The 22,827-nt window shown below is 72.7% G+C and carries 23 protein-coding genes and 1 tRNA gene; 14 read left to right on the top strand and 10 right to left on the bottom strand.

All coding sequences use genetic code 11. From position 1 onward, the window contains the following. Positions 1–363: 363 nt before the first annotated feature. The 5 genes from ABZ464_RS36555 to ABZ464_RS36535 form a co-directional block, all read right to left on the bottom strand. Complete coding sequence (locus ABZ464_RS36555; protein ID WP_359284661.1) at positions 364–885, bottom strand: ricin-type beta-trefoil lectin domain protein; 522 nt, start codon at positions 883–885, stop codon at positions 364–366. Between the two features lie 428 nt (positions 886–1,313). Then, entirely contained in the window at positions 1,314–1,859 is a 546-nt protein-coding gene (locus ABZ464_RS36550) for a hypothetical protein (protein ID WP_359284660.1), read from the bottom strand. A gap of 77 nt (positions 1,860–1,936) precedes the next feature. Further along, positions 1,937–3,004, bottom strand: a complete 1,068-nt coding sequence (locus tag ABZ464_RS36545) for a questin oxidase family protein (protein WP_359284658.1) — start codon at positions 3,002–3,004, stop codon at positions 1,937–1,939. Between the two features lie 152 nt (positions 3,005–3,156). Then, positions 3,157–4,182 (bottom strand): hypothetical protein, encoded by a 1,026-nt coding sequence (locus ABZ464_RS36540; protein WP_359284656.1) that lies wholly within the window; start codon positions 4,180–4,182, stop codon positions 3,157–3,159. 116 nt (positions 4,183–4,298) lie between these two features. Next, entirely contained in the window at positions 4,299–5,771 is a 1,473-nt protein-coding gene (locus ABZ464_RS36535) for a beta-1,6-galactanase (protein ID WP_359284653.1), read from the bottom strand. A 212-nt stretch (positions 5,772–5,983) separates the two neighbouring features. Between ABZ464_RS36535 and ABZ464_RS36530 the strand changes: the two genes are divergently transcribed. The 4 genes from ABZ464_RS36530 to ABZ464_RS36515 all read left to right on the top strand — a co-directional run bounded on the left by ABZ464_RS36530 (position 5,984) and on the right by ABZ464_RS36515 (position 10,469). Further along, positions 5,984–6,823: a class E sortase gene (locus ABZ464_RS36530; RefSeq protein WP_359284652.1), complete on the top strand. Its 840-nt coding sequence runs from the start codon at positions 5,984–5,986 to the stop codon at positions 6,821–6,823. A gap of 143 nt (positions 6,824–6,966) precedes the next feature. Further along, positions 6,967–7,785: a L,D-transpeptidase family protein gene (locus ABZ464_RS36525; RefSeq protein WP_359284650.1), complete on the top strand. Its 819-nt coding sequence runs from the start codon at positions 6,967–6,969 to the stop codon at positions 7,783–7,785. Between the two features lie 108 nt (positions 7,786–7,893). Continuing rightward, entirely contained in the window at positions 7,894–8,589 is a 696-nt protein-coding gene (locus tag ABZ464_RS36520) for a response regulator transcription factor (protein WP_359284648.1), read from the top strand. Then, positions 8,586–10,469 (top strand): HAMP domain-containing sensor histidine kinase, encoded by a 1,884-nt coding sequence (locus ABZ464_RS36515; RefSeq protein ID WP_359284647.1) that lies wholly within the window; start codon positions 8,586–8,588, stop codon positions 10,467–10,469. The genes ABZ464_RS36520 and ABZ464_RS36515 overlap by 4 nt, the downstream gene beginning before the upstream one ends. Before the next feature lie 20 nt (positions 10,470–10,489). On the opposite strand, the gene ABZ464_RS36510 is transcribed toward ABZ464_RS36515, so the two are convergent. Both ABZ464_RS36510 and ABZ464_RS36505 read right to left on the bottom strand, forming a co-directional pair. Continuing rightward, on the bottom strand, positions 10,490–10,873 hold the full coding sequence (locus ABZ464_RS36510) for a GntR family transcriptional regulator (RefSeq protein WP_359284644.1): 384 nt from the start codon (positions 10,871–10,873) through the stop codon (positions 10,490–10,492). Further along, positions 10,866–11,624: a hypothetical protein gene (locus ABZ464_RS36505; RefSeq protein ID WP_359284641.1), complete on the bottom strand. Its 759-nt coding sequence runs from the start codon at positions 11,622–11,624 to the stop codon at positions 10,866–10,868. Before ABZ464_RS36505 ends, ABZ464_RS36510 begins: the two co-directional genes overlap by 8 nt. A gap of 178 nt (positions 11,625–11,802) precedes the next feature. Between ABZ464_RS36505 and ABZ464_RS36500 the strand changes: the two genes are divergently transcribed. The 3 genes from ABZ464_RS36500 (at position 11,803) to ABZ464_RS36490 (ending at position 13,867) form a co-directional block, all read left to right on the top strand. Further along, a complete protein-coding gene (locus tag ABZ464_RS36500) occupies positions 11,803–12,114 on the top strand; it encodes a DUF6412 domain-containing protein (RefSeq protein ID WP_359284639.1) in 312 nt (103 codons plus the stop codon). Between the two features lie 102 nt (positions 12,115–12,216). Then, positions 12,217–12,918 (top strand): membrane protein insertase YidC, encoded by a 702-nt coding sequence (gene yidC / locus ABZ464_RS36495; protein ID WP_359284636.1) that lies wholly within the window; start codon positions 12,217–12,219, stop codon positions 12,916–12,918. 91 nt (positions 12,919–13,009) lie between these two features. Beyond that, positions 13,010–13,867 (top strand): fumarylacetoacetate hydrolase family protein, encoded by an 858-nt coding sequence (locus tag ABZ464_RS36490; protein WP_359284634.1) that lies wholly within the window; start codon positions 13,010–13,012, stop codon positions 13,865–13,867. A 42-nt stretch (positions 13,868–13,909) separates the two neighbouring features. Here the strand turns inward: ABZ464_RS36490 and ABZ464_RS36485 are convergent, their stop codons facing one another. Beyond that, positions 13,910–14,416: a heme-degrading domain-containing protein gene (locus ABZ464_RS36485; protein WP_359284631.1), complete on the bottom strand. Its 507-nt coding sequence runs from the start codon at positions 14,414–14,416 to the stop codon at positions 13,910–13,912. After that, positions 14,416–15,498 carry a Gfo/Idh/MocA family oxidoreductase gene (locus ABZ464_RS36480; protein ID WP_359284629.1) on the bottom strand — a complete coding sequence of 361 codons (1,083 nt, stop codon included), beginning with the start codon at positions 15,496–15,498 and terminating at the stop codon, positions 14,416–14,418. The genes ABZ464_RS36485 and ABZ464_RS36480 overlap by 1 nt, the downstream gene beginning before the upstream one ends. Before the next feature lie 56 nt (positions 15,499–15,554). Between ABZ464_RS36480 and ABZ464_RS36475 the strand changes: the two genes are divergently transcribed. From ABZ464_RS36475 to ABZ464_RS36450, 6 genes are all read left to right on the top strand, one after another. Then, entirely contained in the window at positions 15,555–16,661 is a 1,107-nt protein-coding gene (locus ABZ464_RS36475; RefSeq protein ID WP_359284627.1) for an ROK family transcriptional regulator, read from the top strand. Between the two features lie 117 nt (positions 16,662–16,778). Further along, positions 16,779–17,624 carry a hypothetical protein gene (locus ABZ464_RS36470; protein ID WP_359284624.1) on the top strand — a complete coding sequence of 282 codons (846 nt, stop codon included), beginning with the start codon at positions 16,779–16,781 and terminating at the stop codon, positions 17,622–17,624. Between the two features lie 112 nt (positions 17,625–17,736). After that, positions 17,737–18,516 carry an HAD-IIA family hydrolase gene (locus tag ABZ464_RS36465; RefSeq protein WP_359284621.1) on the top strand — a complete coding sequence of 260 codons (780 nt, stop codon included), beginning with the start codon at positions 17,737–17,739 and terminating at the stop codon, positions 18,514–18,516. A gap of 104 nt (positions 18,517–18,620) precedes the next feature. Continuing rightward, positions 18,621–19,247, top strand: a complete 627-nt coding sequence (locus ABZ464_RS36460; RefSeq protein WP_359284619.1) for a hypothetical protein — start codon at positions 18,621–18,623, stop codon at positions 19,245–19,247. Positions 19,248–19,250: 3 nt separating this feature from the next. After that, positions 19,251–19,907 carry a class F sortase gene (locus tag ABZ464_RS36455; protein ID WP_359284617.1) on the top strand — a complete coding sequence of 219 codons (657 nt, stop codon included), beginning with the start codon at positions 19,251–19,253 and terminating at the stop codon, positions 19,905–19,907. 19 nt (positions 19,908–19,926) lie between these two features. Next, positions 19,927–21,267 carry a glycoside hydrolase family 6 protein gene (locus tag ABZ464_RS36450; RefSeq protein WP_359284615.1) on the top strand — a complete coding sequence of 447 codons (1,341 nt, stop codon included), beginning with the start codon at positions 19,927–19,929 and terminating at the stop codon, positions 21,265–21,267. Here the strand turns inward: ABZ464_RS36450 and ABZ464_RS36445 are convergent. Beyond that, positions 21,233–21,306 (bottom strand) — tRNA-Lys (locus ABZ464_RS36445). The genes ABZ464_RS36450 and ABZ464_RS36445 overlap by 35 nt on opposite strands. Before the next feature lie 183 nt (positions 21,307–21,489). Between ABZ464_RS36445 and ABZ464_RS36440 the strand changes: the two genes are divergently transcribed. Further along, positions 21,490–22,800, top strand: coding sequence for a peptidoglycan-binding protein (locus ABZ464_RS36440; RefSeq protein WP_359284613.1), 1,311 nt, complete (start codon positions 21,490–21,492; stop codon positions 22,798–22,800). Positions 22,801–22,827: the final 27 nt, after the last annotated feature.

Here is a 22,827-nt window from a genome sequence, read left to right as displayed (position 1 = left end):
CGTTGGGTGCCTATCTCCGGTAGGTGGGCTCGGCAGTTGCCGTAGGGCCACTCGCTTCTTGGCAGTGTCGTGCTTCCGCGGGTCGCGTCAAGGGCGCTTCACTCCGCTGCGCTGCGTTTCGCGTCGGCTGCGCCGATGGCCCTTCGGGCCACCCCTGACCCGACCCGCTCCAGCACGGGGGAGAAGCGAGCGAGCGGCCCGGGGAAAGCGGGGGTCCAGGGGGTGAGCCCTGGGGTTGGGTGCGTTCTGAACCGGGTGGAGGGCGCGGGGGCGCCTCGCAGGCACGCCGGGTGGGATTGGCGGCTGGCGGCGGGCCGGGGGGACCGTTACGTTCCGTCCCGCCTGCCATCCGGTTCGCTGCCTTCAGCCGGACGCGTTCCCCCCGTCCTTCCACAGTTGCTGAGTCTGACCGCCGTCGCACGTAGTCACCATGACCTGCTTGGCGCCGCCGAAGGACGGTGTGGCGATCTCCAGGCAGTGGCCGGTCTCGGTGTTCTTCAGGGTTTGGCCTGTTGAGGTGGGGCTGCCCAAGCGCCAGTGGATGTAGCCCGTTCCTCCGACTCCGCCGCAGGTTTCCAGTTGGGCCGCGTAGTCGTTGTTGAAGGGTGCCGAGAGGCATTTTCCGCCCGCGCCGTTGACCAGTTCGAAGGTGTCTCCGCTGGAGGAGCGCAGGGTCCAGGCGTAGGCGTCGCTGGAGCCGCAGGTGCCGAAGCTGGGGTAGACCGAGGAGGCGTCGCCGGACACGCACTGGTTCGTGGAGACGTTCCGGAGGGTCGCCATGGAGCCCGGGGTGAGTGTGCCGCCGGCCGCCTTGGACTCCGGGGACGACGGCTTCCCGGCTTCTTCCGGGGTGGTGCCCGCGTCCGTTCTTCCCGGCTGTGCCACGGCCTCCGCCGAGCTGGACGCTCGTGCCGCGGCCGGGCCCGAGGGGGAACCGGTGGCGGAGAGTGAGCTGGAAGGTGACGGCGATGGCGCTGGCGGGCGTGACTGCGACGCGGAGGATGTTGGGGGCAGGGTCGGGGAAGCGCGCTCCGGGTTCGGCGGAGGAGACGAGTTCGGCAGGAGAGTGATGGCTGTGATCGCCCCGCCCACCACGATGACGGGCACGATCACCATGCGGATGCGGCGTGAGTGTCGCTGCAGGAAAGAGACGTTGTCGGCGTGACCGATCGCTATCGCACGGTCGGAGGCGGTGATGGTGGTGGGGGCGGTGTCGTCCGGGAGGCGGCCGTCACCGGAATTCGACTGGTGCGGCGGCCTTCCGGGCGGGGTGGCGGCGTCAGTGCGTCGTGGACCTGACAGGCCGGGGGCGGTCAGTCCTGGGTCGCCCCCGGCCCCGGAGGGCCCACGCGCACGTCTCCGTTCAGCACACCGGCCGCCACCGAGCCGCCGGTGGCGGTGACGATCACGCCGCCGTTGGCCGCGATACCACCGTCGCCGGCCGAGGCGCCTGAGCCGGGACCGTGCTGTCGGACGTGCTCGACCAGGCGCCGCAGCTCCTCGACGGCCTCGTTCCTCGCTGCTTCCGGCAGATCCTCGAGCAGGTCCTCGAAGCGCGTCTGCCAGGACCGGGCCTGTTCGTCGCTTACCTGTTCCAGTGCTGTCCGGGTGTCTCCGGCAGGGACGCGGGCGAGTTCGGCGGCGGTCTGGTCGAGGCGCTGCAGGACTGTCTCTTCCCGTCGGCCGTCCCGGCCCAGGAGGCGGGCCACGATGGTTCGGGTCTCGGTCCAGGCGTCAGTGCCGGCCGCCGTCACCACCGCCGTTCCTCCCGAAGCCGCGAGCGCGATCAAGATTTCCGGCAACATCAAGAGCCCCCATGACCAGTTGAGTGACGGACCTTCAGCCACGCCATTCAACACGTCTCGTCGGTTGCAGGGGCCATGAATCCGGCAAGGAATGGTGGCGAAGCGAGTGCTGATTCCGGTGGATGGCGGCCTCAGAGCTCGTCGATCAGCTCTGCCGCGCGGATCACCGCCGCGAGCGCGTCGGGGTGGCCCGTGCGGCGGTGCACGTCGACGCAGGTGTCGGCGAGCTTGATGACGTGCTCGTCCTGGTGGCGGACGGCGAGGGCGAACACCTCGTCCGCCGACTCCGCCGAATCCACCGACTCGGGGGCGGCGGGGAGGCTGTCCCGGGGCGCGGGTGCGGCGGGGGTGTAGGCCGCGGTCACGGCCGCGCTCGCCGCCCAGGCCGCGTGCAGGCTCATGACCCACTGGGTGCCGGGGAGCGCGGGCAGGGTGCGCAGGACGGCCATGGGCGCGGTCACGGCGTGCACCAGCATGACGGGGTTGCCGTGCGCGTTCGGGAGGTAGCGCACGCCGGCGGCGGCCGTCAGGTCGGCCAGCAGCTGCCGGGCCTGCTCGGCGTCGGCGGCGGGTTGCAGGGCGGCCAGCGCGGTGGGCCAGCTCGTCAGGTCGGTGAGCTGGTCGAGCCGGTGGTTGATGCCCGCGCTCTGGTCGGGCACGCGCGGAACGCCGTCGAGGGCGGACGCCGGGTCGGCGGTTCCGGACGAGGGAGCGGACGAGGCAGTGAACGGGACGGGCTGCCAGCGTGCCGCCCAGTAGCCGAGGGCTTGGCCGAGCTCGGTCAGGCGTGGCGCGTCCTCGTGGTCCAGCAGGGTGTGGACGGCGTGGCCGGTGCGGATCACCCCGTGGGTGGCGCCGGCCGCGATGCCGGGCAGAAGCCGGGGCCACCACGTTTCCAGCACCGCGCGCCAGGGCTGTTCGACCACCTCGCGTTCGAAGAACTCGAGCCAGTCACCGAGGCGGCGCGGATCCCCGAGTGCCGTGCGCCATCCGTCGGCGGTGAGGGGCGAGGTACCGCGCGGCCGGTCGTCCAGTCGGCGCAGGTAGAGGTCCAGCCAGCGGTGGACCTGGCGCGCGTGTCCGCGTCGGACCATGGACTCCACCGCCATGGGGCCGTGGTTGGACAACCAGCCCTCGAACTCCGGTCCCGTCCGATGCAGCCGTTCGTAAGCCTCGTCGAGCGTGCCGTCGATGTTCATGTCACCCGACGCTAGCCGCCCGCCGATGAGCGACCATCGGGCCAGGGACCGAGATACGTCCCTGCGCCGGACTTAGGACCCGCACCGGGCGGGCTCAGGACCTGCGGCCCCCACGCTCGACGAATCGCGCGGGGGCACCCTCGCACCTGGCCTCAGCCCGCCATCCCGTGGCATCCCTCATACGCCGACTCCGACCCGCACCAGCAAGAAGCCCCCCGCTGCGGCGGCCAGGCCACGGCTCGTCCCCGGGCCGCCAAGGTCGTCGCGTACTGGGGCAGCAGGTCGGTGTCTCCCGGGGACGTGCCCTCCGACGCGGCGAAGGCCTCGTAAGAGGGGACCGTGCCGGTGACGATCCCCAGATTCGGAGTGCCGGAGGCGGCCAGTTCCCGCAGCGACGCCTCTATCGTCGACAGGTGCTCCTCGTGTGAGGCGTACTCCGTCGTCAGGGCCGGGTACGCGGACACCAGCTCCGTCAGCTCGCCCGTCGGCCAGTGCAGGACCGCCACCGGGAAGGGGCGGGAGAGGGCCTCGCGGTAGGTGCCCAGTTCGGCGCGGAGGCGGGAGATCTCCGCCGCCAACTCCGCCGGGTTGTCCGAGCCGAGGGACCACACGCGCTTGGGGTCGTGGAGTTCGTCCAGGGAGACCGGGGAGGAGTGGAGCGTGTCGGCCAGCAGGTCCCACTCGTCGTGGGGGGCGCCCAGCATCCGCCGTACGCGGTGGCGGCCGAAGAGGAGGGCGTGGGTGGCGTACGGGGGCTCCGGTACGTCGGTCAGCAGGACCCGTGCACCCTCCGTGAACGCCGCCTCCGCCGCCTCCAGCTCGTCGTGGGACTCCAGGGACTCCGCGACGATCACCCAGGGGGCCGGGTCGCGCGGGGCGGCCGCGCGGATGCCCTCGATGATCGCTCGGGCCTCGGCCTCATGGCCGTACTCCCACAGGTTCGAGGCCTTGAGGGCCCGGACCAGGTGGGGGTTGTCCAGGGCGTCGCCGCTGTCCGCGGACGACAGCAGGCGGTCGTAGAGGGTGCTCGCGGCGGGGCGGTCGCCGGAGAGTTCCAGATGGGCCGCGGCCTGCAGCAGCAGCGGCTCGGCGTCCTCGGGGTACAGGCCGGCGGTCCGCTCGAGGCGGGCCGCTTCGGCGGTGTGGTCGACGTTTTCGGCGGGCGTGTCGGGGCGCATGCACGACACCGTACTGCCCGCTGGTGACAAAGGTGAGAGATCTGCAGGCCAGGAAGGTCGGGGAGACCAGGAGGGGCCTGTGTCAGGGCACAGGCCCCCGGGGCCGCCCGGCACCGCTAGATCGTCACGTTGTCCACCTGGAGCGTCTGCACCGACTTCGCCGCGAAGGGCACGGCGACCGTCTTCCCGCTCAGGAAGGTGTCCGAGTACGCCTTGTACTGGTCCCCGCTCGTCGTGACCGTGTTCCAGCGTGGGACCAGCCCGTTCGTGCCGCCCGTCACCGTGGTGAAGTTCGACAGGTTGAACGTCAGGGTCTGGGCGGACGTGGAGGTGTTCAGGGCCACGATCACGAGGCGTTTCGCCGACGCGTCGTACGCCGCCACCGCGTTGCTCACGCCCGTGTCCAGGATCTTCATGCCGGGGCGGATGTGCCGGCTGAACTGGGCCATCACGTAGTACTTCCGCTCGATCGCGCCGGCCGTCAGGGTGCTCGCGTCGTACTTGATCACGCCCCAGCCCGCCGTCGGGTCCATGACCTGCCAGTAGACCCACGCCGTCGGGTGCAGCCAGCGGAAGTCGTACAGGAGGTTGAAGGCCATGGTGTAGCCGGTGCCGTCGCTGTCACCGGTCTCGGAGTTCCACAGGGCCTTGCCGGCCGTCGTGACGACGTCCGTGTAGAGGAGGTCCCGGCGGCCGCCCGAGCCCTGGTAGCCGTGGACGTTGACCCGGTTGACATAGCCCTTCGTGGTCGAGGAGAAGGAGTTCCAGGTGGTGCGGGCCAGGTCGTAGCTCGTCTCGTCCGACGAGGAGATCTTCGTCGACGTCAGGCCGCGCTTGTCCAACTCGCTGCGCATGTACGGCAGTACGGCCGACTGGACCGTCGAGTCCATGTGGCAGCCCTCCTGCGTGCCGGTCGCCGTCCACCAGGACGAGGACGGCTCGTTGAAGGGGTCGACCGTCGCGAAGTTCACGCCCCAGTTGTTCTTGGCGTAGAGGGCCACCGCGGCCAGGTGCGAGGCGTGCTGGCGGTAGTTCCAGGACTGGAGGTTGTTGCCGCCGTCGGAGGCGCCGGACGGGTTGTGGTTCAGGCACATCCACCACATGGGGGAGTTGGCGAAGAGCTCGGTCGTCGCGCCCCGGGAGACGGCCTTCTGGAGCATCGCGCGCTGGGTGGCGTCCGCCGTCCAGTCCCAGGCCGAGGACGTGGGGTCCTCGTTGTTCCAGTCCTGCCAGTAGCCCTCGATCTGCTTGTAGGCGGGGATGTTGGCGGAGGCCACCATCGACGCGCCGCTCACCGTGTTCCCGCTGCACGCGCCCAGGTTGTAGCGGGCGATGTTCAGGCCGAGGCCGGGCAGGCTCGTGCCGTTGTAGGTCACCGACTTGGTGGTGAAGAAGGCGTCGGCGAAGTCGTCCCGGGCGCCGAAGACGTTCGCCCACCAGGCGAGCGAGGTGCCCCAGCCTTCCCAGGTGCCGTAGGACGTGGACGGGTTGACGGAGATGGTTGCGTCGGCGTGGGCGGTGCCCGTGGCCAGTGCGCTTCCGAAGAGCGCGCCGCCGGTGGCGGCCAGCAGTGTCCTGCGTCGGATCATGGCTACTCCGCTCCGAGTGGGTGGCCGGTCCCGTGCGGCCGAAACGAAGCATCGGGCGTGACGCGTGGGGTTGTCGAGAGTTCTGACAGCGCTTTCTATAACCTGTGGAGGAAGGGGGCGGGGGTGCACCCCGGTGGGTTCGAGGGGGCGAACACGCAGGTCGTGCGTGCAGGGCTCTGGAGAGCTCGTCGTTACGGCCTTATCGTGCCCCGATGGCGCGCAGCGTGCGGATTCCCCTCGTGCAGCACAGCTCCCTGCGGCGGCGTGCCCGGTATCGGCGGGTGCTCTGGACCGGTGCCGAACTCCTCGTCACCGCAGGGGTGTTGGTCCTCCTCCTCGTCGCCCATCAGCTGTGGTGGACCAACCGGGCGGCACGGGAGGGCGCCGAACGGAAGGTGGCGGCGCTGGAGCGGGAGTGGGGTGGCGGGGTCGGGGACTCCGACGCGGGCGGCGGGGGCGGGCGGTCCGGTGGCTCCTCGACGGATCCATCCGGCTCCGATACGACGGGTCGTACGAACTCCGGCGCGACCTCCGGGGCGAGCGGCGGCGCGACCTCCGGCGCCGACACCGGCACGAGCGCCGGGGCGAACCCCCGCGCCTCCCAGGCGTACGCCGTCCTCCGCATCCCCCGCCTCGGCCTCCGGGTCCCCGTCGCCGAGGGCACCGACAAGCAGAAGGTCCTCAACAAGGGGTACGTCGGCCACTACACCCGCACCCAACAGCCCGGCCGGGCCGGCAACTTCGCGCTCGCCGGGCACCGCAACACCCACGGCGAACCCTTCCGTCACCTCAACCGCCTCAAGAAGGGCGACACGGTGGAGGTGGAGACGAGGAACGCGACCTACACCTACATCGTCGACAAGATCCTGCCGCGGACCTCACCCCGTGACTCGGGCGTCATCCGGCCCGTGCCCCGCTCCCTGACCGAGCCCGCCTACGGCTACACCCTCCCCGGCCACTACCTCACCCTCACCACCTGCACACCCGAGTACACCTCGCGGTACCGGCTGGTGGTGTGGGGGAAGCTGGTCTCGTCGCGGCCCCGCGGGTAGCGGGCTCCCCGAGAGACCCCCGAGAGACCCCCGAGAGACCCCCGAGGGGCCCCTGGGAGGGCTCGGGCGCCGCACCGACCCCGGACACGGAACGGGCACGAGAACCTGACGAGTTCCTCATAGGTGTCGGTCAGGGTCGAAGCATGATCAGACCTCTCCGCCACCTTGCGTCGCGACCGGCGGCGCTGAGCGTACCGGCCGCCGCCCTGGCCGCTTCGCTCCTGCTCACCGGCTGCGGCGGCGGCGCGGTGGCCGCTCCCGGACACAGGTCGGCCGCGGTGCCGGCCGCCCCCGGACACCCGTCGGCCGCGGCCACCCGGAGCGGAACCTCGTCCGTGCCCGAGGTCTCCCTGAAGGGCACCCGGCAGCAGCTGCCGCAGGAACTCCCGGGCCTCGGACCCAGGACCCTGGCCGAGGTGCCGTCCGGGACCCGGCAGGCCGTCGTGGTGACGGGCCGCGACAAGGACTCGTCGCAGTCCACCGTGGTGCTGTACGAGCGGACCGAGGACGGCTGGCGGGCCGGGGCGAGCTGGGCCGCGCACAACGCCCGCGACGGCTGGAGCGACCACCACATGGCCGGTGACCTGCGCTCACCCATCGGCGTGTTCGGCCTCACGGACGCCGGCGGGCTGCTCCCCGACCCCGGGTCCCGGCTGCCCTACAGCCGCTCCGGCTCCTTCACCGTGTCCGGCACGGGCTTCGAGGGAGAGCAGCTGGCGGGCTCGTTCGACTACGTGGTCGCCATCAACTACAACCGCGAGCCGGGCACCTCGCCCCTGGACTGGATCCGGCCGATGGGCTCGAGCCGCGGCGGCGGCATATGGTTGCACGTCGACCACGGCGGCCCCACCCACGGTTGCGTCAGTGTGAGCGAGGACCACATGAAGGACCTGCTGCGCGCCCTGGACCCCGACCTGAACCCGGTGATCGTCATGGGTGACGCCGACTCGCTGAGCCGCTGACGAGCCCGCGCGGGCCGGGCACGGCACAGGGATGTCAGGAAGCCGTGAGCATGTGGGAAGCCTCATTCACCGTCCTGCTCACGCTTCCGTCCGCCTAGCATCGGCCGCGTGTGCGCTTATGTGCTGGTAGCCGAGGACGACGAGAAACAGGCGGAACTGATACGCCTTTCCCTCCTCAAGGAGGGGCATACCGCCACCGTCGTCCACGACGGCGGGGCCGCGCTCGAGGCGGCCCGCCGGTACCGGCCCGACCTCGTCGTCCTGGATCTGATGCTGCCTGTCATCGACGGGTACGGGGTGTGCCGCGAGCTGCGCCGCGACGACGACATCCCCGTGCTCATGCTCACCGCCCGCTCCACCGAGGACGATGTGCTGCTCGGCCTGGAGATCGGCGCGGACGACTACATGACCAAGCCCTACAGCCCGCGCGAGCTGATGGCCCGTATCCGCACGGTCCTGCGGCGCAGCGAGCGCACCGCCGGCCGGAGCGAGGATCCCGTCGTACGGGCCGGGGGCATCGCCATCGACCTGCTGCGGCACGAGGTGCGCTGCGACGGCGCGCTCGTCGAGGTGACCCCGGCCGAGTACGAGATCCTCCTCGCCATGGCCTCCGAGCCCGAACGGGTCTTCTCCCGGCGGCAGTTGCTGCATTACACCCGGGGATTCGACCGGTCCTCCACCGAACGGGCGATCGACGTGCACATCATGAATCTGCGCAAGAAGACCGAGCGGGACCCGCGCAGACCGGTCCGGCTGCTGACCGTCTTCGGGGTGGGCTACAAACTCAGCGGTGAGCGCGCGTGACCCGGGGCATCCCGCTGCACAAGCGTCTCCTCGTACGCCTGCTGATCACCTCGGTCCTCATCGCCGTGTGCTCCGTCGCGGCGACGGCCTGGCTGGCCGTGCAGACCACCACCCGGGCCCTGCGCGAGGAACAGGGGCAGGTCCTCGCCGACGACATGGACATCCTGCAGCGCCTCAGCGGGTACGCCGCCACCCATGCCGACTGGAGCGGGGTCGACGCCACCGTGCGCGCCCTGTCCGCGAAGACGGGCCGGCGCATCGCCCTGACCACCGTGGACCGCTCGGTCGTCGTCGACTCCGCCGCGCACGGCACCTCGCTGCCGCCCCGGGCGTCGGCGACCGTCGACCCCCTGCACACCGACACCTTCACGGACCCGGGTGCGCAGAGCAGCGGCATCGACCCGCGGGCCGTCGGGCCGTTCCGGCTGACGGCCGCCGAACGCGCCGCGTCGCGCGCCAAGGCCGAGAAGCAGCAGGAGTGCCTGACACACGCCGGCCTGCGGACCACGCTAATGGAGACGCCCACCGGGCGTTCGCTGATCGTCGACGAGGACGGGGACACCGTCAGCGGTTACGACCGGGAGCAGTGCGCCGGCGAAGGCATCTACGGGCAGACGCACACGGAGGAGAAAGCCCTGGACGCGCTGATCCAGGGGGCCCGGTCCTGTCTGACGCGACAGCAGGTGGAGACCGAGGCGCCGCTCTACATCACGCTCGACGTCTGGGACCGGACGCTGCGGCCCCGCGCCATCTTCGAGGGGTCCCCGGTCCGGGAGGACAGCGCCGCGGTCCGCACGGCGCAGAGCTGCGTGGACAGCGCGCGCCGCGCCCAGCTCGACCCGTACGTCGCCCCCGCGGCCGAGCTGTTCCTCGGCACCGGGGACACCATCGCCCCGCGCTTCGACATGTCACCCGCCAACAAGGCCAAGGTCGTCGGCGCCGCCGGTCTCGTCCTCGCCCTCACCGTGGTGGTGACCGCGGTGGTCGCCACCCGGCTCGTACGACCGCTGCGCGCGCTGACCCGGGCGGCCCAGCAGCCGCCCGAACTGCACCTCCGTGTCCCCGTCACCACGCGCGACGAGACCGGTGTCCTGGCCGAGGCGTTCAACGACCTCGCCGACCGCCGGGAGCGTCTTGAGACCCAGCGCAAGGCGCTGATCAGCGACATCGCCCATGAGCTGCGCACCCCGCTCACCAACATCCGCGGCTGGCTGGAGGTCACCCGGGACGGCACGGTCGACCCGGAACCGGCTCTGCTCGACTCCCTGCACGAGGAGGCGCTGCTGCTCCAGCGCGTCATCGACGATCTGCAGGATCTCGCGTCCGCCGACGCGGGCACCCTGCGTCTGCACCCCGAGTCCGTGCGCACCGACGAACTGCTCGCCCAGGTCGCGGCCGCCCATCGGGTCGCGGCGGACGCGGCCGGCGTCGCCCTGCTGACGAAGGGCGACGACGTCCTCTGGCTGCACGCCGACCCCGTCCGGATGCGGCAGGCGCTCGGCAACCTGGTCTCCAACGCGATCCGCCACACCCCGGCCGACGGCACGATCACCCTCACCGCGCGCCGCGAGCCGGCCGGCGGCGGCCATGGCGGCCATGGCGACCGGGCCGAGCGGGCCGACCGGGCCGAGCGGGTCGTCTTCGAGGTCGCCGACACCGGCAGCGGCATCGCCCCCGAGGATCTGCCCCATGTCTTCGACCGGTTCTGGCGCGCGGAGAAGTCCCGCAGCCGCCGCACCGGAGGCAGCGGGCTGGGCCTCTCCATCGTCCGCCAGCTCGTCGCCGCCCACGGCGGAACGGTCGAGGCGGCCAGCGAACCCGGCGTGGGTTCGGTGTTCTCCCTGAGCCTTCCCGCGCAGCCCGCCGGGGTCAGTGTGTAGACCGCCACCGGGTCAGCCGCTCAGCCCTCCCGCCCCAGCGCCTCCCGCACCGCCGCGAGGATCGCCTCCGTCCCCGCGCCCAGGGCGCGGGCCGCCGAAGTGAAGTCGCGGGTCAGGGTGGCGAGTTGGGCGGGGTCGAAGCGGGCCCGCTCGGTGGGGAGGGCCGCGACGCGGGTGCCGGCGCCGCGGCGGGTGCGGATCAGTTCGGCGGCCTCCAGTTCGCGGTAGGCGCGGGCCACGGTGCCGGGGGCGAGGCCCAGGTCGGCGGCGAGCTGGCGGACGGTCGGCAGGCGTTCGCCCTCGGTCAGCCGGCCGGTGAGGATCAGGGCGGCGAGCTGGGCGCGGATCTGCTCGTACGGCGGAACCTGGCTGGTCGTGTCGACGCGGACGGCGGCTTCACTCATCGTCGACAGCCCGGGGGACCACGATGGTGAACACGGACCAGCCGAGGGTGAACAGGCTCAGCAGGCCCAGCGGGTAGATCACCAGGGCGGTGACGTTGCCCAGCATTCCGGCGCACCGGGAGTAGAACAGCACCCTGCCGATCATCCCCAGGACGAGCAGCAGCTGACTGGAGACGAGCAGTCCCCAGGCCGCGGTGATCGCCCAACTGCGGTCGTGGCGCTGCTGGTTCTCGCCGGGGCGGTGGGCGATGCGGCGCAGGGACCAGGCGCAGGCGGCGGTGCCGAGGGTGACGGAGAGCAGGACCGGGGTGGCGTAGTAGAGGCCCGGCCAGGGGGTGAGCCGGCGGGTCAGGCCGACGGCGCAGGTGACGGCGAGGGCCCGGCCGCCGTGGCCCGCGCGGTCGGCGTCGGCCGCGGCGACCCCGATCGTCAGCAGCAGGACGAGGAACGCCGACTGGAAGACCAGCAGCCGGGCCATCCGGGGCGGTACATGGTCCCGGACCCGGCGCGGGGCGAGGGCGGCCGTGCGGACCCGGTCCTGCGGGGCGGGGGTGAGCGAGTCGCCGAGCAGCACCCCGCCCACCGCGCACAGTCCGAAGGCGGTGACGGCGGCCACGAACGGCATGGCCATGTCGTCGCTGTCCATCGTGGCCAGCCCCTGCGCGACCGCCGCCCCGAGCGCCAGCCCGGCCCAGCGGGCGCAGAGATCGGCTCGGGCCAGGAGTCTGTCGGGCGTGACGGTGTCGATCATGTCGTCCCCCGGTGGAATACTTGTATCAAGAGGTGAGTACAAGATGCCGGGCACCGCTTCTTGTGTCAAACCCTTGATACAAGACGGGAGTTCTACCGATCGGGACCGGCCGGCCGTAGGATCACAGGAAGACGTACGAGAGAAGATGCGTGAGAGAAGACGTACGAGAGGGGGGAACGTGATCCGCAGGCGCCTCGCCGCGCGTTCCGTGCCGCTCCTCCTCTTCCTCGTCCTCGACGTCCTCCTCCTCGACGCCGGCAGTCTCTCGGCCGCCGTCGCGCTCGCCGCGACCGCCGCCGCCTCCTCCGCGCTCACCGTCTGCGCCCTGGTCGCCTCCCGCAGCGCGCCCGCCGTACCGCCCACCCGGGTGCGCACGGCCATCAGGGACCGCGCCCGGCGTACGGCCTTCCTGCCGCAACGCGATCCGGACGCCTCCGGCCGCCCCCGCCCCCGGGCCCCCGGTCACGCCCTCCCGGCGACCGCCGCGTAGGGCACACCGAGCACATCCGTTCCTCCCCGTGACCCCGCGCGGGTCGTCATGCCGCCCTTTCCGCAGTTCGGCACGACGAGACCCCCGGAGGGCTCCTCACCCATGTCCGTTTTCGCCACCCTGGTCGAGCACCTCGCCGACCTGCTCCAGCCGCTGTTCGGCGCGTCCGCCGCGGCCGCCGCGATCGTCCTGTTCACCGCTGTCGTACGACTCCTCGTCCACCCCCTGTCCCGGGCGGCGGCCCGGGGGCAGAAGGCCCGCGCGGCGCTCCAGCCGAGGATCGCCGAGCTGCGCAGGAAGCACGCCCGCAACCCGGAGAAGCTCCAGCGGGCCGTGCTCGACCTGCACGCCGAGGAAAAGGTGTCGCCGCTGTCCGGACTGCTGCCCAGCCTCTGCCAGATGCCCGCCTTCTTCCTCCTCTACCACCTCTTCTCCAGCACCTCGATCGGCGGCGAGGCCAACGGTCTGCTCGGCCATCAGCTCCTCGCCGCGCCCCTCGGCGACCGCTGGGCCGACGCGCTGGGCGGCGACGGGCCGTTCGGGCCGGCGGGGCTGGTCTATCTGGCGCTGTTCGTCGTCGTCGCGGCCGTCGCCACGTTCAACTTCCTGCGGGCGCGGCGGGTCCCGCTGCCCGAGACCGGCACCGGCCAGGACGTCCCCGGCGTCGGCGCGATCACCAAGGTGATGCCGTTCCTGTCCTTCTTCACCCTGGCCACCGTGGCCGTCGTCCCGCTCGCCGCCGCGCTGTACGTGATCACCAGCACGACGTGGAGCGCGGTCGAGCGGGCGGTGCTGTACCGGTGACGGTCCAGTACGTGAACCGGGTATTGCGGAGTGCACCTCCAGCTTGGAGGATCGACCAGTCATCCGATGGCTGCACCCGGAGATGGTGATTATGAAGCTGCTGCGAGTCGGTACGGCGGGCGCGGAGCGCCCCGCGCTGCTCGACGCCGACGCAACCCTGCGGGACCTGTCGGGTGTCGTGGACGACATCGACGGCGCGCTGCTCGCCGACGCCGCCGCGCTCGGCCGGATCCGCGCGGCCGCCGAGGCCGGCGAGCTGCCCGCGCTCGACGCGACCGGGCTGCGGATCGGGCCGCCGCTGGGCCGCATCGGCAAGATCGTGTGCATCGGGCTGAACTACCACGACCACGCCCGGGAGACCGGCGCCGAGCCGCCGGCCGAGCCCGTCGTCTTCTTCAAGGCGCCGGACACGGTCGTCGGGCCGTACGACACCGTGCTCGTCCCGCGCGGGTCCGCCAAGACCGACTGGGAGGTGGAGCTGGCGGTCGTCATCGGGCGTACGGCCCGCTACCTGGAGTCGGCCGAGGAGGGGCTCGCCCATGTCGCCGGGTACGCGGTGGCGCACGACGTGTCCGAGCGGGAGTTCCAGATCGAGCGGGGCGGGACCTGGGACAAGGGGAAGAACTGCGAGACGTTCAACCCGCTGGGGCCGTGGCTGGTGACCGCCGACGAGGTCGGTGATCCACAGGATCTGTCGCTGCGGCTGTGGGTCAACGGGGAGCTGAAGCAGGACGGGACCACGGCCGAGCAGATCTTTCCCGTGGGGGAGGTCGTGCGGTACGTCAGTCGGTTCATGACGCTCTATCCCGGGGACGTGATCAACACGGGGACGCCGGCGGGGGTGGCGCTGGGCGCGCCCGAGCCGAAGCCGTTCCTGCGGGCCGGGGATGTCGTGGAGTTGGAGATCTCCGGGTTGGGCAGACAGCGGCAGGAGTTCAAGAACGCCTGAGAGACCTGTCACATCCCCGCGCCCCCAAGAAAGGCGTCTCTCCTACAGGTACTTCTCCAGGAACCGTTCCAGGGCCTCGACCACGAAGCGGTGGTCCTCCAGTTGGGGGAGGCCCGACACCGTCACCGCGCCCACCACTCCCACGCCCTCCACGTTGATCGGGAAGGAGCCGCCGTGGGCCGCGTACTCGTCCTGGTTCAGGCGGGAGGACTCCTCGAACGTCGTTCCCCTGGAGCGGTAGCGGGCGCCGACCAGGTAGGAGGAGGCGCCGAAACGCTCCACCACGCGGCGCTTGCGGGCGATCCAGGCGTCGTTGTCGGGGGTGGAGCCGGGCAGCGCCGCGTGGAAGAGCTGCTGGCCGGCGCGGTGGATGTCGACCGCCACCGGGGCCTCGCGCTCCCGGGCCATCTCCACCAGGAGCGAGCCGAGCGCCCAGGCGTCCTCGTGGGTGAACTGGCGGAAGACCAGCCGTCGTTCCTGCGCCTGGAGCTCCTCCAGGGTCGGGGTGATCTCCGGGGTGAACTTCGGGGTCAGTTCGTGGGTGCCCATTACAGCGTCACCGCCACTCCGTCTCGTGCCGAACGGCGGGCCGCCTCCAGGACGTCGAGGGCGGCGGCCGCCTCGACGGCGGTCACCGGGTTCGGGCCGCCGTCGATCAGTGCCTTGGACACCGCAGCGTAGTAGGCGGGATAGTCCCCGGGGAGGGTCCGTACGGGTCGTCCGCCGCCGGTCAGGGGGGATTCCCCGGCGCCGACGCGACCCCACAGCTCCTCGGGTTCCTCGCCCCAGCCGGGCCCGGGGCGCCCGCCCTCGCGCAGGGCCGCCTCCTGGGGGTCCAGACCGTACTTCACATAGCCCGCCGTCGAACCCAGCACCCGGAAGCGCGGGCCGAGTTGCGGGGTGGTCGCGGAGACGTACAGATGGGAGCGGACGCCGTTCGTGTGGGTGAGCGCGATGAAGGTGTCGTCGTCGGCCTCCGCGCCCGGGCGGCGGACGTCGGCCTCGGCGTACACGGAGGCGGCGGGGCCGAACAGCGTCAGTGCCTGGTCGACGACATGACTGCCGAGGTCGTACAGCAGACCTCCGATCTCTGCGGGGTCGCCGGACTCCCGCCAGCCGCCCTTCGGCTGCGGCCGCCACCGCTCGAAACGGGACTCGAACCGTCGTACGTCGCCCAGCTCGCCGTCGGCCAGGAGCCGGCGGAGGGTCAGGAAGTCGTTGTCCCAGCGGCGGTTCTGGAAGACGGAGAGGAGCAGGCCCCGCTCGTCGGCGAGGGCGGCCAGCGCCCGTGCCTCGGCGGCGGTGCCGGCGACCGGCTTGTCGACCACGACCGGGACGCCCGCCTTCAGGGCGGCCGTGGCCAGGGGGACATGGGTGCGGTTCGGGGACGCGACGACGATCAGGTCCAGCGCGTCGGCGCGGGCGAGGAGATCCTCGGCGGTGGCGGCGAGCCGTACGTCCGGGAACGCGGCGCGGGCCTGTTCCTGCCGCTCGGGGTGCGAGGTGACCACCGTGTCCAGGGCGAGGCCCTCGGTGCCGGCGATCAGCGGGGCGTGGAAGACCGAGCCCGCGAGGCCGTAGCCGATCAGGCCCACGCGCAGAGGGGTCTCGCCAGTCTTGCGTCCAGTCATGCGCCCCACTTTCGCAACGCTGTTGCCAAAGTGCAAGCAGGAGGGACAATGGAGGAGTGAACGGGACGAACGGAAGCGGGCGCACGACCGGCGTGAACCTGCCGGACCTGCGCAACCACAACGCCGCGCTGGTGCTCGACCTGCTGCGGTCGGCCGGCCGGGACGGCATCAGCAGGCTGGAGCTCGCCGACCGCACCGGACTCACCCCACAGGCCGTCAGCAAGATCACCGCCCGGCTGCGGGAGGAGGGGTTCGCGGCCGAGGCGGGTCAGCGTGCCTCGACCGGCGGCAAACCGCGCACGCTGCTGCGCCTGGTCCCCGGCGCCGGGCACGCCGTCGGCGTCCATCTGGACCGCGACGAACTGCGGGCCGTGCTGGCCGACCTCGACGGCAGCGTGGTGGGGGAGCGGCGGGTGCCGCTGGACCTGGGCGCGGGCGCCGAGGAGGTGCTGGAGACGCTGGTGCGGGAGGCGGAGGAGCTGGGGCGCAACGTCGGCGGCCCGCTGCTCGGCGTCGGGGTCGCGCTGCCCGGGCCGCTCGACCACGTCCACGGCGTGCTCCACCGCGTCACCGGCTTCCCGGAGTGGGACGGCTTCCCCCTGCGCGACGCCCTCGCCGAGCGCCTCGGGGTACCGGTCGTCGTCGACAAGGACACCAACGCCGCCGCCCTCGGACTCGCCGTCGGCGGCGAGCGCGGCTCCTTCGCCTACCTCCACCTCGGCACGGGCCTCGGGGCCGGACTGGTGATCGGCGGGACCGTGCACCGGGGGACGCGCACCGGGGCCGGCGAGTTCGGCCACCAGGTCATCCAGATGGACGGGCTGCACTGCTCGTGCGGCAACCGGGGCTGCGTCGAGGCGCTCTGCCTCGCGGCCATCGCCAAGGGGGACGTGAGCGAGGCCGCCCGGGTGCTCGGCGAGGGGGCCGCCAACCTCGTGGGGCTGCTCGACATCGACCTCGTCCTGCTGGGCGGCCGTACGGTCACGGCGGCGCCGGGGCCGTTCGTCCGCGGGGTCACCTCGGTGCTCGCCGACCGCGCCCGCCGCGAGGGGACACCCGACGGCGCCGTACCCGTACGGCTCGCCCCGGGCGGGGACCGGGCGGTCGCCGACGGCGCGGCCCAGCTGCTGCTCGCGCCGGTGTTCGGGCGGGGGGACGGCTGAGCGGGGCCGGGCTGCCTTCCTCCGCTGCGCCGAAGGGGTGATAAACCCGCACATCACATGGTCGTACGGTCGTGTCGCCGCCCCCTGTCCCGGCCCGCCGGGCAGGCTCACCTGACCATGCGAGTGTCCACGCCCGACGCCCTCCGCCGTGCCGCCGCCGCCCTCTCCGCCGCCGCGGCCGCCGCGCTGTTCGCCGCGCCCGCGCACGCCGAGGACGGCGCGCCCTGCGCCGGTTCCGACGCCGAAGCGTTCCCGCTCACCACCCGGCTGCACGGCGGCCCGGACTCCTACCGCGCGGGCGGCGCCCACGGCACCTGGTATCTCGACCTCACCAACACCACCGACCGCACCTGCGCGGGGATCCACCCGGTCGTCGTCCTCGTCGACACCGGGCGCGCCCTGAAGCCCGGTCAGCCGCACCTGGACTTCTACGCGGACGGCCGGCCGCACCCCGTCCGCTTCGAGACGACCGACGAGGACGAGCTGGTCGGCGCCTTCACCGACGGCCCCGACGGGGAGCCCGGCGCCTTCCCCGGCTTCACGGTCGCTCCCGGCAAGACCCTCACCGTCAAGGTGCGGCTCGCGCTCACCTCGGACACCACGTCAGACGACATCACCGCCAACGCGGCGCTCGTCCAGCGGCACGGCGACGACGGCGACTGGATCGGACAGTCGAACGACTACCGGTTCGCCGTCGAGGCGGGGTCCGGCGCCACCACCCCCACGCCCGAGACCCCCAGCGACCCCGGTGGCACGACCACCCCCGGGACCGGGACCACTCCCGACCCGGCCGCCTCCCCCGCCGACTCCGCCTCCCCCCGCTCCACCGACGCCCCCTCCCTCGCCGACGAGGCCGCCGAACTCGCCCGCAGCGGCCTCGGCTCGACCTCCGCCCTCCTCGCCGCCACCGCCTGCTTCGTCGCCGCCGGCATCGCTCTGCTGCTCGCCCGCCGCCGCAACTGAGCTCCCGCGGTCCCAGCCCGTGGACGCTCCGATTCCGGGCATTCCCTCAAGATCGGACGTGTGATTAGGCTGGGGCGCACGCAGCACCGCGTACGGCAGGAGACCCCCGCACATGGCAGACCGCAAGCCCATCGAGTCGTGGCTCACCGACATGGACGGTGTGCTCATCCACGAGGGCGTCCCGATCCCCGGAGCCGACGCCTTCCTGAAGAAGCTGCGCGAGTCCGGCAGGCCGTTCCTGGTCCTGACCAACAACTCGATCTACACCCCGCGCGACCTGCACGCCCGTCTCCAGCGCATGGGCCTGGACGTGCCCATCGACAACATCTGGACCTCGGCCCTCGCCACCGCCCAGTTCCTGGACGACCAGCGGCCGGGCGGCACCGCGTACGTCATCGGCGAGGCCGGTGTCACCACCGCCCTGCACGACATCGGCTACATCCTCACCGACCACGAGCCGGACTACGTCGTCCTGGGCGAGACCCGCACCTACTCCTTCGAGGCGATGACCAAGGCGGTCCGGCTGATCAACGACGGCGCCCGGTTCATCTGCACCAACCCGGACGAGACCGGCCCCTCCACCGAGGGCCCCCTCCCGGCCACCGGGGCCGTCGCCGCGCTGATCACCAAGGCGACCGGCAAGCAGCCGTACTTCGCCGGCAAGCCGAACCCGCTGATGATGCGCACCGGTCTGAACGCGATCGGCGCCCACTCCGAGACCAGCGCGATGATCGGCGACCGCATGGACACCGATGTGCTGGCCGGCATGGAGGCCGGGATGCAGACCTTCCTGGTGCTCACCGGTCTGACCCGGCCCGAGCAGGTGGAGCACTTCCCGTACCGCCCCTCGAAGGTCGTCGACTCGATCGCGGACCTCGTCGACCGGATCTGAAACCCGGCCTGCGCCGGAACACACCCGTACGGAGCAATGGGACCCCGCCAGAGGATGCGGTTCGGGTCCCGGCGGGGGAGTCTCCAGAGAGCTGGAGGTTCACGATGAGTTCACTGAAAGTCACTCTCTGTGCGAGTGCCGCGGTCGCCGCCGCGGTGCTCCTCCCCACGGCCCACGCCTTCGCCGAGGACGGCGCAGGCAAGGGCGGCAGCGTCTCCGTGACGCCCGAGACCCCCACGCCCGGCTCCGAGGTCGTCCTGAAGGTCAGCGGCTGCGGCGGAAAGACCGCCACCGCGGCCTCGGCCGCCTTCGTCGCGGACGCCCGGCTCGTCGGCACGGGCGGCACCCTCGTCGGGGAGACCCAGGTCCGCTCCTCGATCGCGGCCGGCACCTACGACGTGAGGATCACCTGCGTCGACTTCCAGGTGAAGGGCCGCATCACGGTCATCGCCGCGCCCCCGTCCCCGTCGCACACCCCGACCCGCACCCCGTCGCGCATGCCGTCGGTCCCCGGAGACACCCCCGCCTCCCCGATCGCCCCCGTGCACGCGGGCGGCGGCGGCACCGCGCCGCTCGCCTCCGCCGACGAGGCCCGGGTGGAGGGCCCCGGTACGGCGCAGACCGTCACCGGACTGGTGCTGGCGGGTGTGGCCGCGGCCGTGGTGGCGTACCGGGGCGCGCGCGGCGCCCGGGCCACCCGTGCCGCCCGCCGGAGCCGGGGGACGGGCTGAGCGATGGCCGACCCCGAACGCTCCTCCGGCCGTTTGGTCACCGGAGTGGCCTGGGCGGTGCTGCTGCTCGGGCTGTGGCTGTGGGGGCGCGAGGTGACCGACGTACGGCCGGGGGCGTCCGCGCCGACCACGGGTGACGTGGCCGCCGTGGGCCGCCCGGCGGGCGCCGAACTGCCGCCCGCCGCCACGCCGCTCACGTCCGCGCTGCCGCAGCGCATCGACATCCCCGAACTGGGCGTCCAGGCACCGGTCGTCGCCCGCGGCCTGGACGCCCAGGGCGGGATCGACCCGCCGCCGTACGACCAGGCGGGCGTCGTCGGCTGGTACGCGGCCGGTGCGAAACCCGGCGCCAAGGGCACCGCGCTGATGGTCGGGCACGTCGACACCGAGACCCGTCCCGCCGTCTTCTACAAGCTCAGCACCATGCGGGCGGGCGAGACGATCCGAGTGGTCCGTGACGACGGCAGGATCGCCGAGTTCACCGTCGACCAGGTCGAGGTCGTCCAGCGCGCCGACTTCGACGCCCGCCAGGCCTACGGCACCCGGCAGGCGGACCGCGCCGAACTCCGCCTGATCACCTGCGGCGGCACCTTCGACCGGGTGAGCCGCAGCTACACGGCGAACGTGATCGTGTCGGCATACCTGACGGGCCGCACCTGACCGCGCGAGGGGGATCCGGATGCACATCAGGAGGGGGGCCGCGGCCCTCCTGGGCGCGACGCTGGGCACGGCACTGCTGCTCACGGGATGCTCCTCGGCCGACGGCACCAGCGGGGCCGGCACCTACGGCGGCCCCGAGACCTGGACGAGTACGGCCGGGGAGGCTGCGGCGGGTGAGACCTCGGCCGGGGCGAGTGTGCCCGGGGGCGCGCATCCCGGGGCGAGTGTGCCCGGGGGTGTCCCGCCCGGGGCGAGCGTGCCCGGGGGCACAGACGCCGGGCCGAGCACGGCCGGTGAGGCCCCGCCCGGAGTCACCAGGCCAGGTGAGGCCCTGCCCCGAGGCACCCGACCCGAGGGTGCCCCGCCCGGAGACGCCCCGCCCGAACCGGGTGTCGGCCGGGATCCCGTCGCCACCGCCGACCCCTTCTGGGTCGACCCCGACAGTCCGGCCGCCCGGCAGGTCGCGGTGTACGAGCGGCAGGGTGAGGGGGCCCGGGCGGCGGCGGTTCGGGAGATCGCCGGGCGGCCGGCCGCGGTGTGGCTCGGCGGGGAGTATCCGCAGGCGCGGGCCCGCAGGGTCACCGAGGCCGCCGCGCGGGCGGGCCGGGTCCCGCTGCTCGTCCTCTACGACATCCCGCACCGCGACTGCGGCCAGTACTCCCGGGGCGGCGCGGCCGACGGCGCCGCCTACCGCGCCTGGATCGCCGCCGTGGCCCGGGGCATCGGCGACCGCCCCGCGCTGGTCGTCGTGGAGCCCGACGCCCTCCTCCACCTGGTCGACGGCTGCACCCCGGCCGACCTGCGCGAGGAGCGCTACGCCCTGCTGGCGGGCGCGGTCACCACGCTGAAGTCCCTGGAGAACACCAAGGTCTACCTGGACGCGGGCAACGCGGGCCGGGGCCGGACCGACGGGATCGACCGGGCGCTGCTGCGGGCGGGGGTGGCCCGGGCCGACGGCTTCGCGGTCAACGTCTCCAACTTCTACTCCACCGGCGACTCCCTGGCGTACGGCAGAGCGCTCTCCGCCAAGGTCGGCGGCAAGCACTTCGTCGTCGACACCAGCCGCAACGGCAACGGCCCCTACCGCGAGGGCGACCCGGGGGAGCGCTGGTGCAACCCGCCGGGCCGGTCCCTGGGCACCCCTCCCACCACGAGGACGGCCGACCCCCTCGCGGACGCCTACCTGTGGGTGAAGGGCCCGGGGGAGTCGGACGGGGAGTGCAAGGGCGGCCCGAAGGCGGGCGCATGGTGGCCGGAGTACGCGCTGGGTCTCACCCGCGGCATGCGAAAGGCCCCCCGCTTTCGCGAGGGGCCTCTGCCGTCTGTGCGCCGCCAGGGACTCGAACCCCGGACCCGCTGATTAAGAGTCAGCTGCTCTAACCAACTGAGCTAGCGGCGCCTGCTGACGTCGTCACTCTACAGGACGCCGGAGGGTGCCTTTGACCACTCGCCCGGGGGCCACCCGCGCCGGGTGCCGGTGTACATCATTCGGACCGTCAGCATGCGCGCCGGGACGACAGTTGAGAAACTGGCGAACGTGCACAGCCGCGGACATTTCCATCTGGAGTGTGAGGGGAATCGCATGGAGACTCCGGTATTCGAGGAATTCGATCCCGCGAGTGACTGCGACTGCCCCGGATGCGCGCACTGGCGCCGGGTGAATCCCTATTCCCCCTCCTGGGGGTCTTCCGGTTTCGGCGGTCACCCTGCCGCCCGGCGGACCCTGGTGGTCGCCACCGCGGCGGCCACGACCCTCGGCGCCGGATACGCCGTGCCCGCCCTCGCCGCCCCGCAGGCCCCCGGCCGGCCGGGAGTTCCCGCAGGTGACGAGCCCGACACCCCCCAGGGCGGCAAGGCGCCGCTGCACGGTCCCGGCGGGCGGCCCGCGCAGCCCGCGGCCACGGTGAGAACCCCGGCGACGACCCGCGCGGAGATCATCCGGCGGGCCAAGGAATGGGTCGCGGCCCAGGTGCCGTACAGCATGAGCGCGTACTGGTCCGACGGTTACCGGCAGGACTGTTCGGGCTTCGTCTCGATGGCCTGGGGGCTGCCCGGAAACGAGTGGACGGGCACCCTCGGCCAGTACGGGACGCGCATTTCCAAGGAGGAACTCCAGCCCGGCGACATTCTTCTCTTCCACAATCCCGCCGACCCCCAGAAAGGCTCGCACGTCGTCATTTTCGGTGGTTGGACGGACTACACCCACACCTACTACCTCGCCTACGAGCAGGCCCGCCCGACCGCCCGCCGCCAGGCCACCCCGTATGCCTACTGGAGCCATGCGGACCGCTATGTCCCCTACCGGTACAAAGGCCTCGTGGCGGGGTCCGGTACGGAGGCGTCCGGGCCGGAGTCGGCCGTCGCGGCGGCTCCTTATCCCGGGCAGTCGTTCTTCGGCCCCGGCGCGAACAACCCGTACGTCACCCAGCTCGGCCGGCTCCTCGTGGCGCGCGGCGGGGCCCGCTTCTACGCCTCGGGGCCGGGCCCCCGCTGGTCGGCGGCCGACCGCCGGGCCACCCAGGCGTTCCAGCTGGCCCAGGGCTGGAGCGGCGCCCTCGCGGACGGGCTGCCCGGCCCCGGGACCTGGCAGCTGCTGATCACGGGAGGGGGCCGGGACATCGCGCCCGCCGCGCCCCCGCCTCCCTCGTCGCGCGCCCTGGCCTTCCCGGGCCGGGGCGTGTTCCGGCCGGGGGCGCAGAACACGTATGTCACGCAGTTGGGGAGGCAGCTCATGAAGAAAGGGTTCGGCAGGTACTACACCCAGGGCCCGGGACCGCGCTGGGGCGAGGCGGACCGGCGTGCCGTCGAGGCGTTCCAGCGGGCCCAGGGCTGGCGCGGCGGCGCGGCGGACGGCTACCCGGGTCCGGAGACCTGGCGGCGGCTGTTCGCCTAGGAGGCCCCTCAGGCCGCTCAGGCCGCT

This window comes from Streptomyces sp. NPDC005820 (assembly GCF_040630255.1).
GTDB lineage: Bacteria > Actinomycetota > Actinomycetes > Streptomycetales > Streptomycetaceae > Streptomyces.
The sequence above is the reverse complement of the archived record's forward strand: the minus strand, read 5'-3'. Positions and strand labels throughout refer to the sequence as shown.

Excerpts from the sequence above, each read along its gene's own strand:
- ABZ464_RS36545 (WP_359284658.1), bottom strand. The coding sequence starts at position 3,004 with ATGAACATCGACGGCACGCTCGACGAGGCTTACGAACGGCTGCATCGG.
- ABZ464_RS36540 (WP_359284656.1), bottom strand. The coding sequence starts at position 4,182 with ATGCGCCCCGACACGCCCGCCGAAAACGTCGACCACACCGCCGAAGCG.
- ABZ464_RS36535 (WP_359284653.1), bottom strand. The coding sequence starts at position 5,771 with ATGATCCGACGCAGGACACTGCTGGCCGCCACCGGCGGCGCGCTCTTC.
- ABZ464_RS36530 (WP_359284652.1), top strand. The coding sequence starts at position 5,984 with ATGGCGCGCAGCGTGCGGATTCCCCTCGTGCAGCACAGCTCCCTGCGG.
- ABZ464_RS36525 (WP_359284650.1), top strand. The coding sequence starts at position 6,967 with ATGATCAGACCTCTCCGCCACCTTGCGTCGCGACCGGCGGCGCTGAGC.
- ABZ464_RS36510 (WP_359284644.1), bottom strand. The coding sequence starts at position 10,873 with ATGAGTGAAGCCGCCGTCCGCGTCGACACGACCAGCCAGGTTCCGCCG.
- ABZ464_RS36505 (WP_359284641.1), bottom strand. The coding sequence starts at position 11,624 with ATGATCGACACCGTCACGCCCGACAGACTCCTGGCCCGAGCCGATCTC.
- yidC (WP_359284636.1), top strand. The coding sequence starts at position 12,217 with ATGTCCGTTTTCGCCACCCTGGTCGAGCACCTCGCCGACCTGCTCCAG.
- ABZ464_RS36490 (WP_359284634.1), top strand. The coding sequence starts at position 13,010 with ATGAAGCTGCTGCGAGTCGGTACGGCGGGCGCGGAGCGCCCCGCGCTG.
- ABZ464_RS36485 (WP_359284631.1), bottom strand. The coding sequence starts at position 14,416 with ATGGGCACCCACGAACTGACCCCGAAGTTCACCCCGGAGATCACCCCG.
- ABZ464_RS36480 (WP_359284629.1), bottom strand. The coding sequence starts at position 15,498 with ATGACTGGACGCAAGACTGGCGAGACCCCTCTGCGCGTGGGCCTGATC.
- ABZ464_RS36470 (WP_359284624.1), top strand. The coding sequence starts at position 16,779 with ATGCGAGTGTCCACGCCCGACGCCCTCCGCCGTGCCGCCGCCGCCCTC.
- ABZ464_RS36465 (WP_359284621.1), top strand. The coding sequence starts at position 17,737 with ATGGCAGACCGCAAGCCCATCGAGTCGTGGCTCACCGACATGGACGGT.
- ABZ464_RS36460 (WP_359284619.1), top strand. The coding sequence starts at position 18,621 with ATGAGTTCACTGAAAGTCACTCTCTGTGCGAGTGCCGCGGTCGCCGCC.
- ABZ464_RS36455 (WP_359284617.1), top strand. The coding sequence starts at position 19,251 with ATGGCCGACCCCGAACGCTCCTCCGGCCGTTTGGTCACCGGAGTGGCC.
- ABZ464_RS36450 (WP_359284615.1), top strand. The coding sequence starts at position 19,927 with ATGCACATCAGGAGGGGGGCCGCGGCCCTCCTGGGCGCGACGCTGGGC.
- ABZ464_RS36440 (WP_359284613.1), top strand. The coding sequence starts at position 21,490 with ATGGAGACTCCGGTATTCGAGGAATTCGATCCCGCGAGTGACTGCGAC.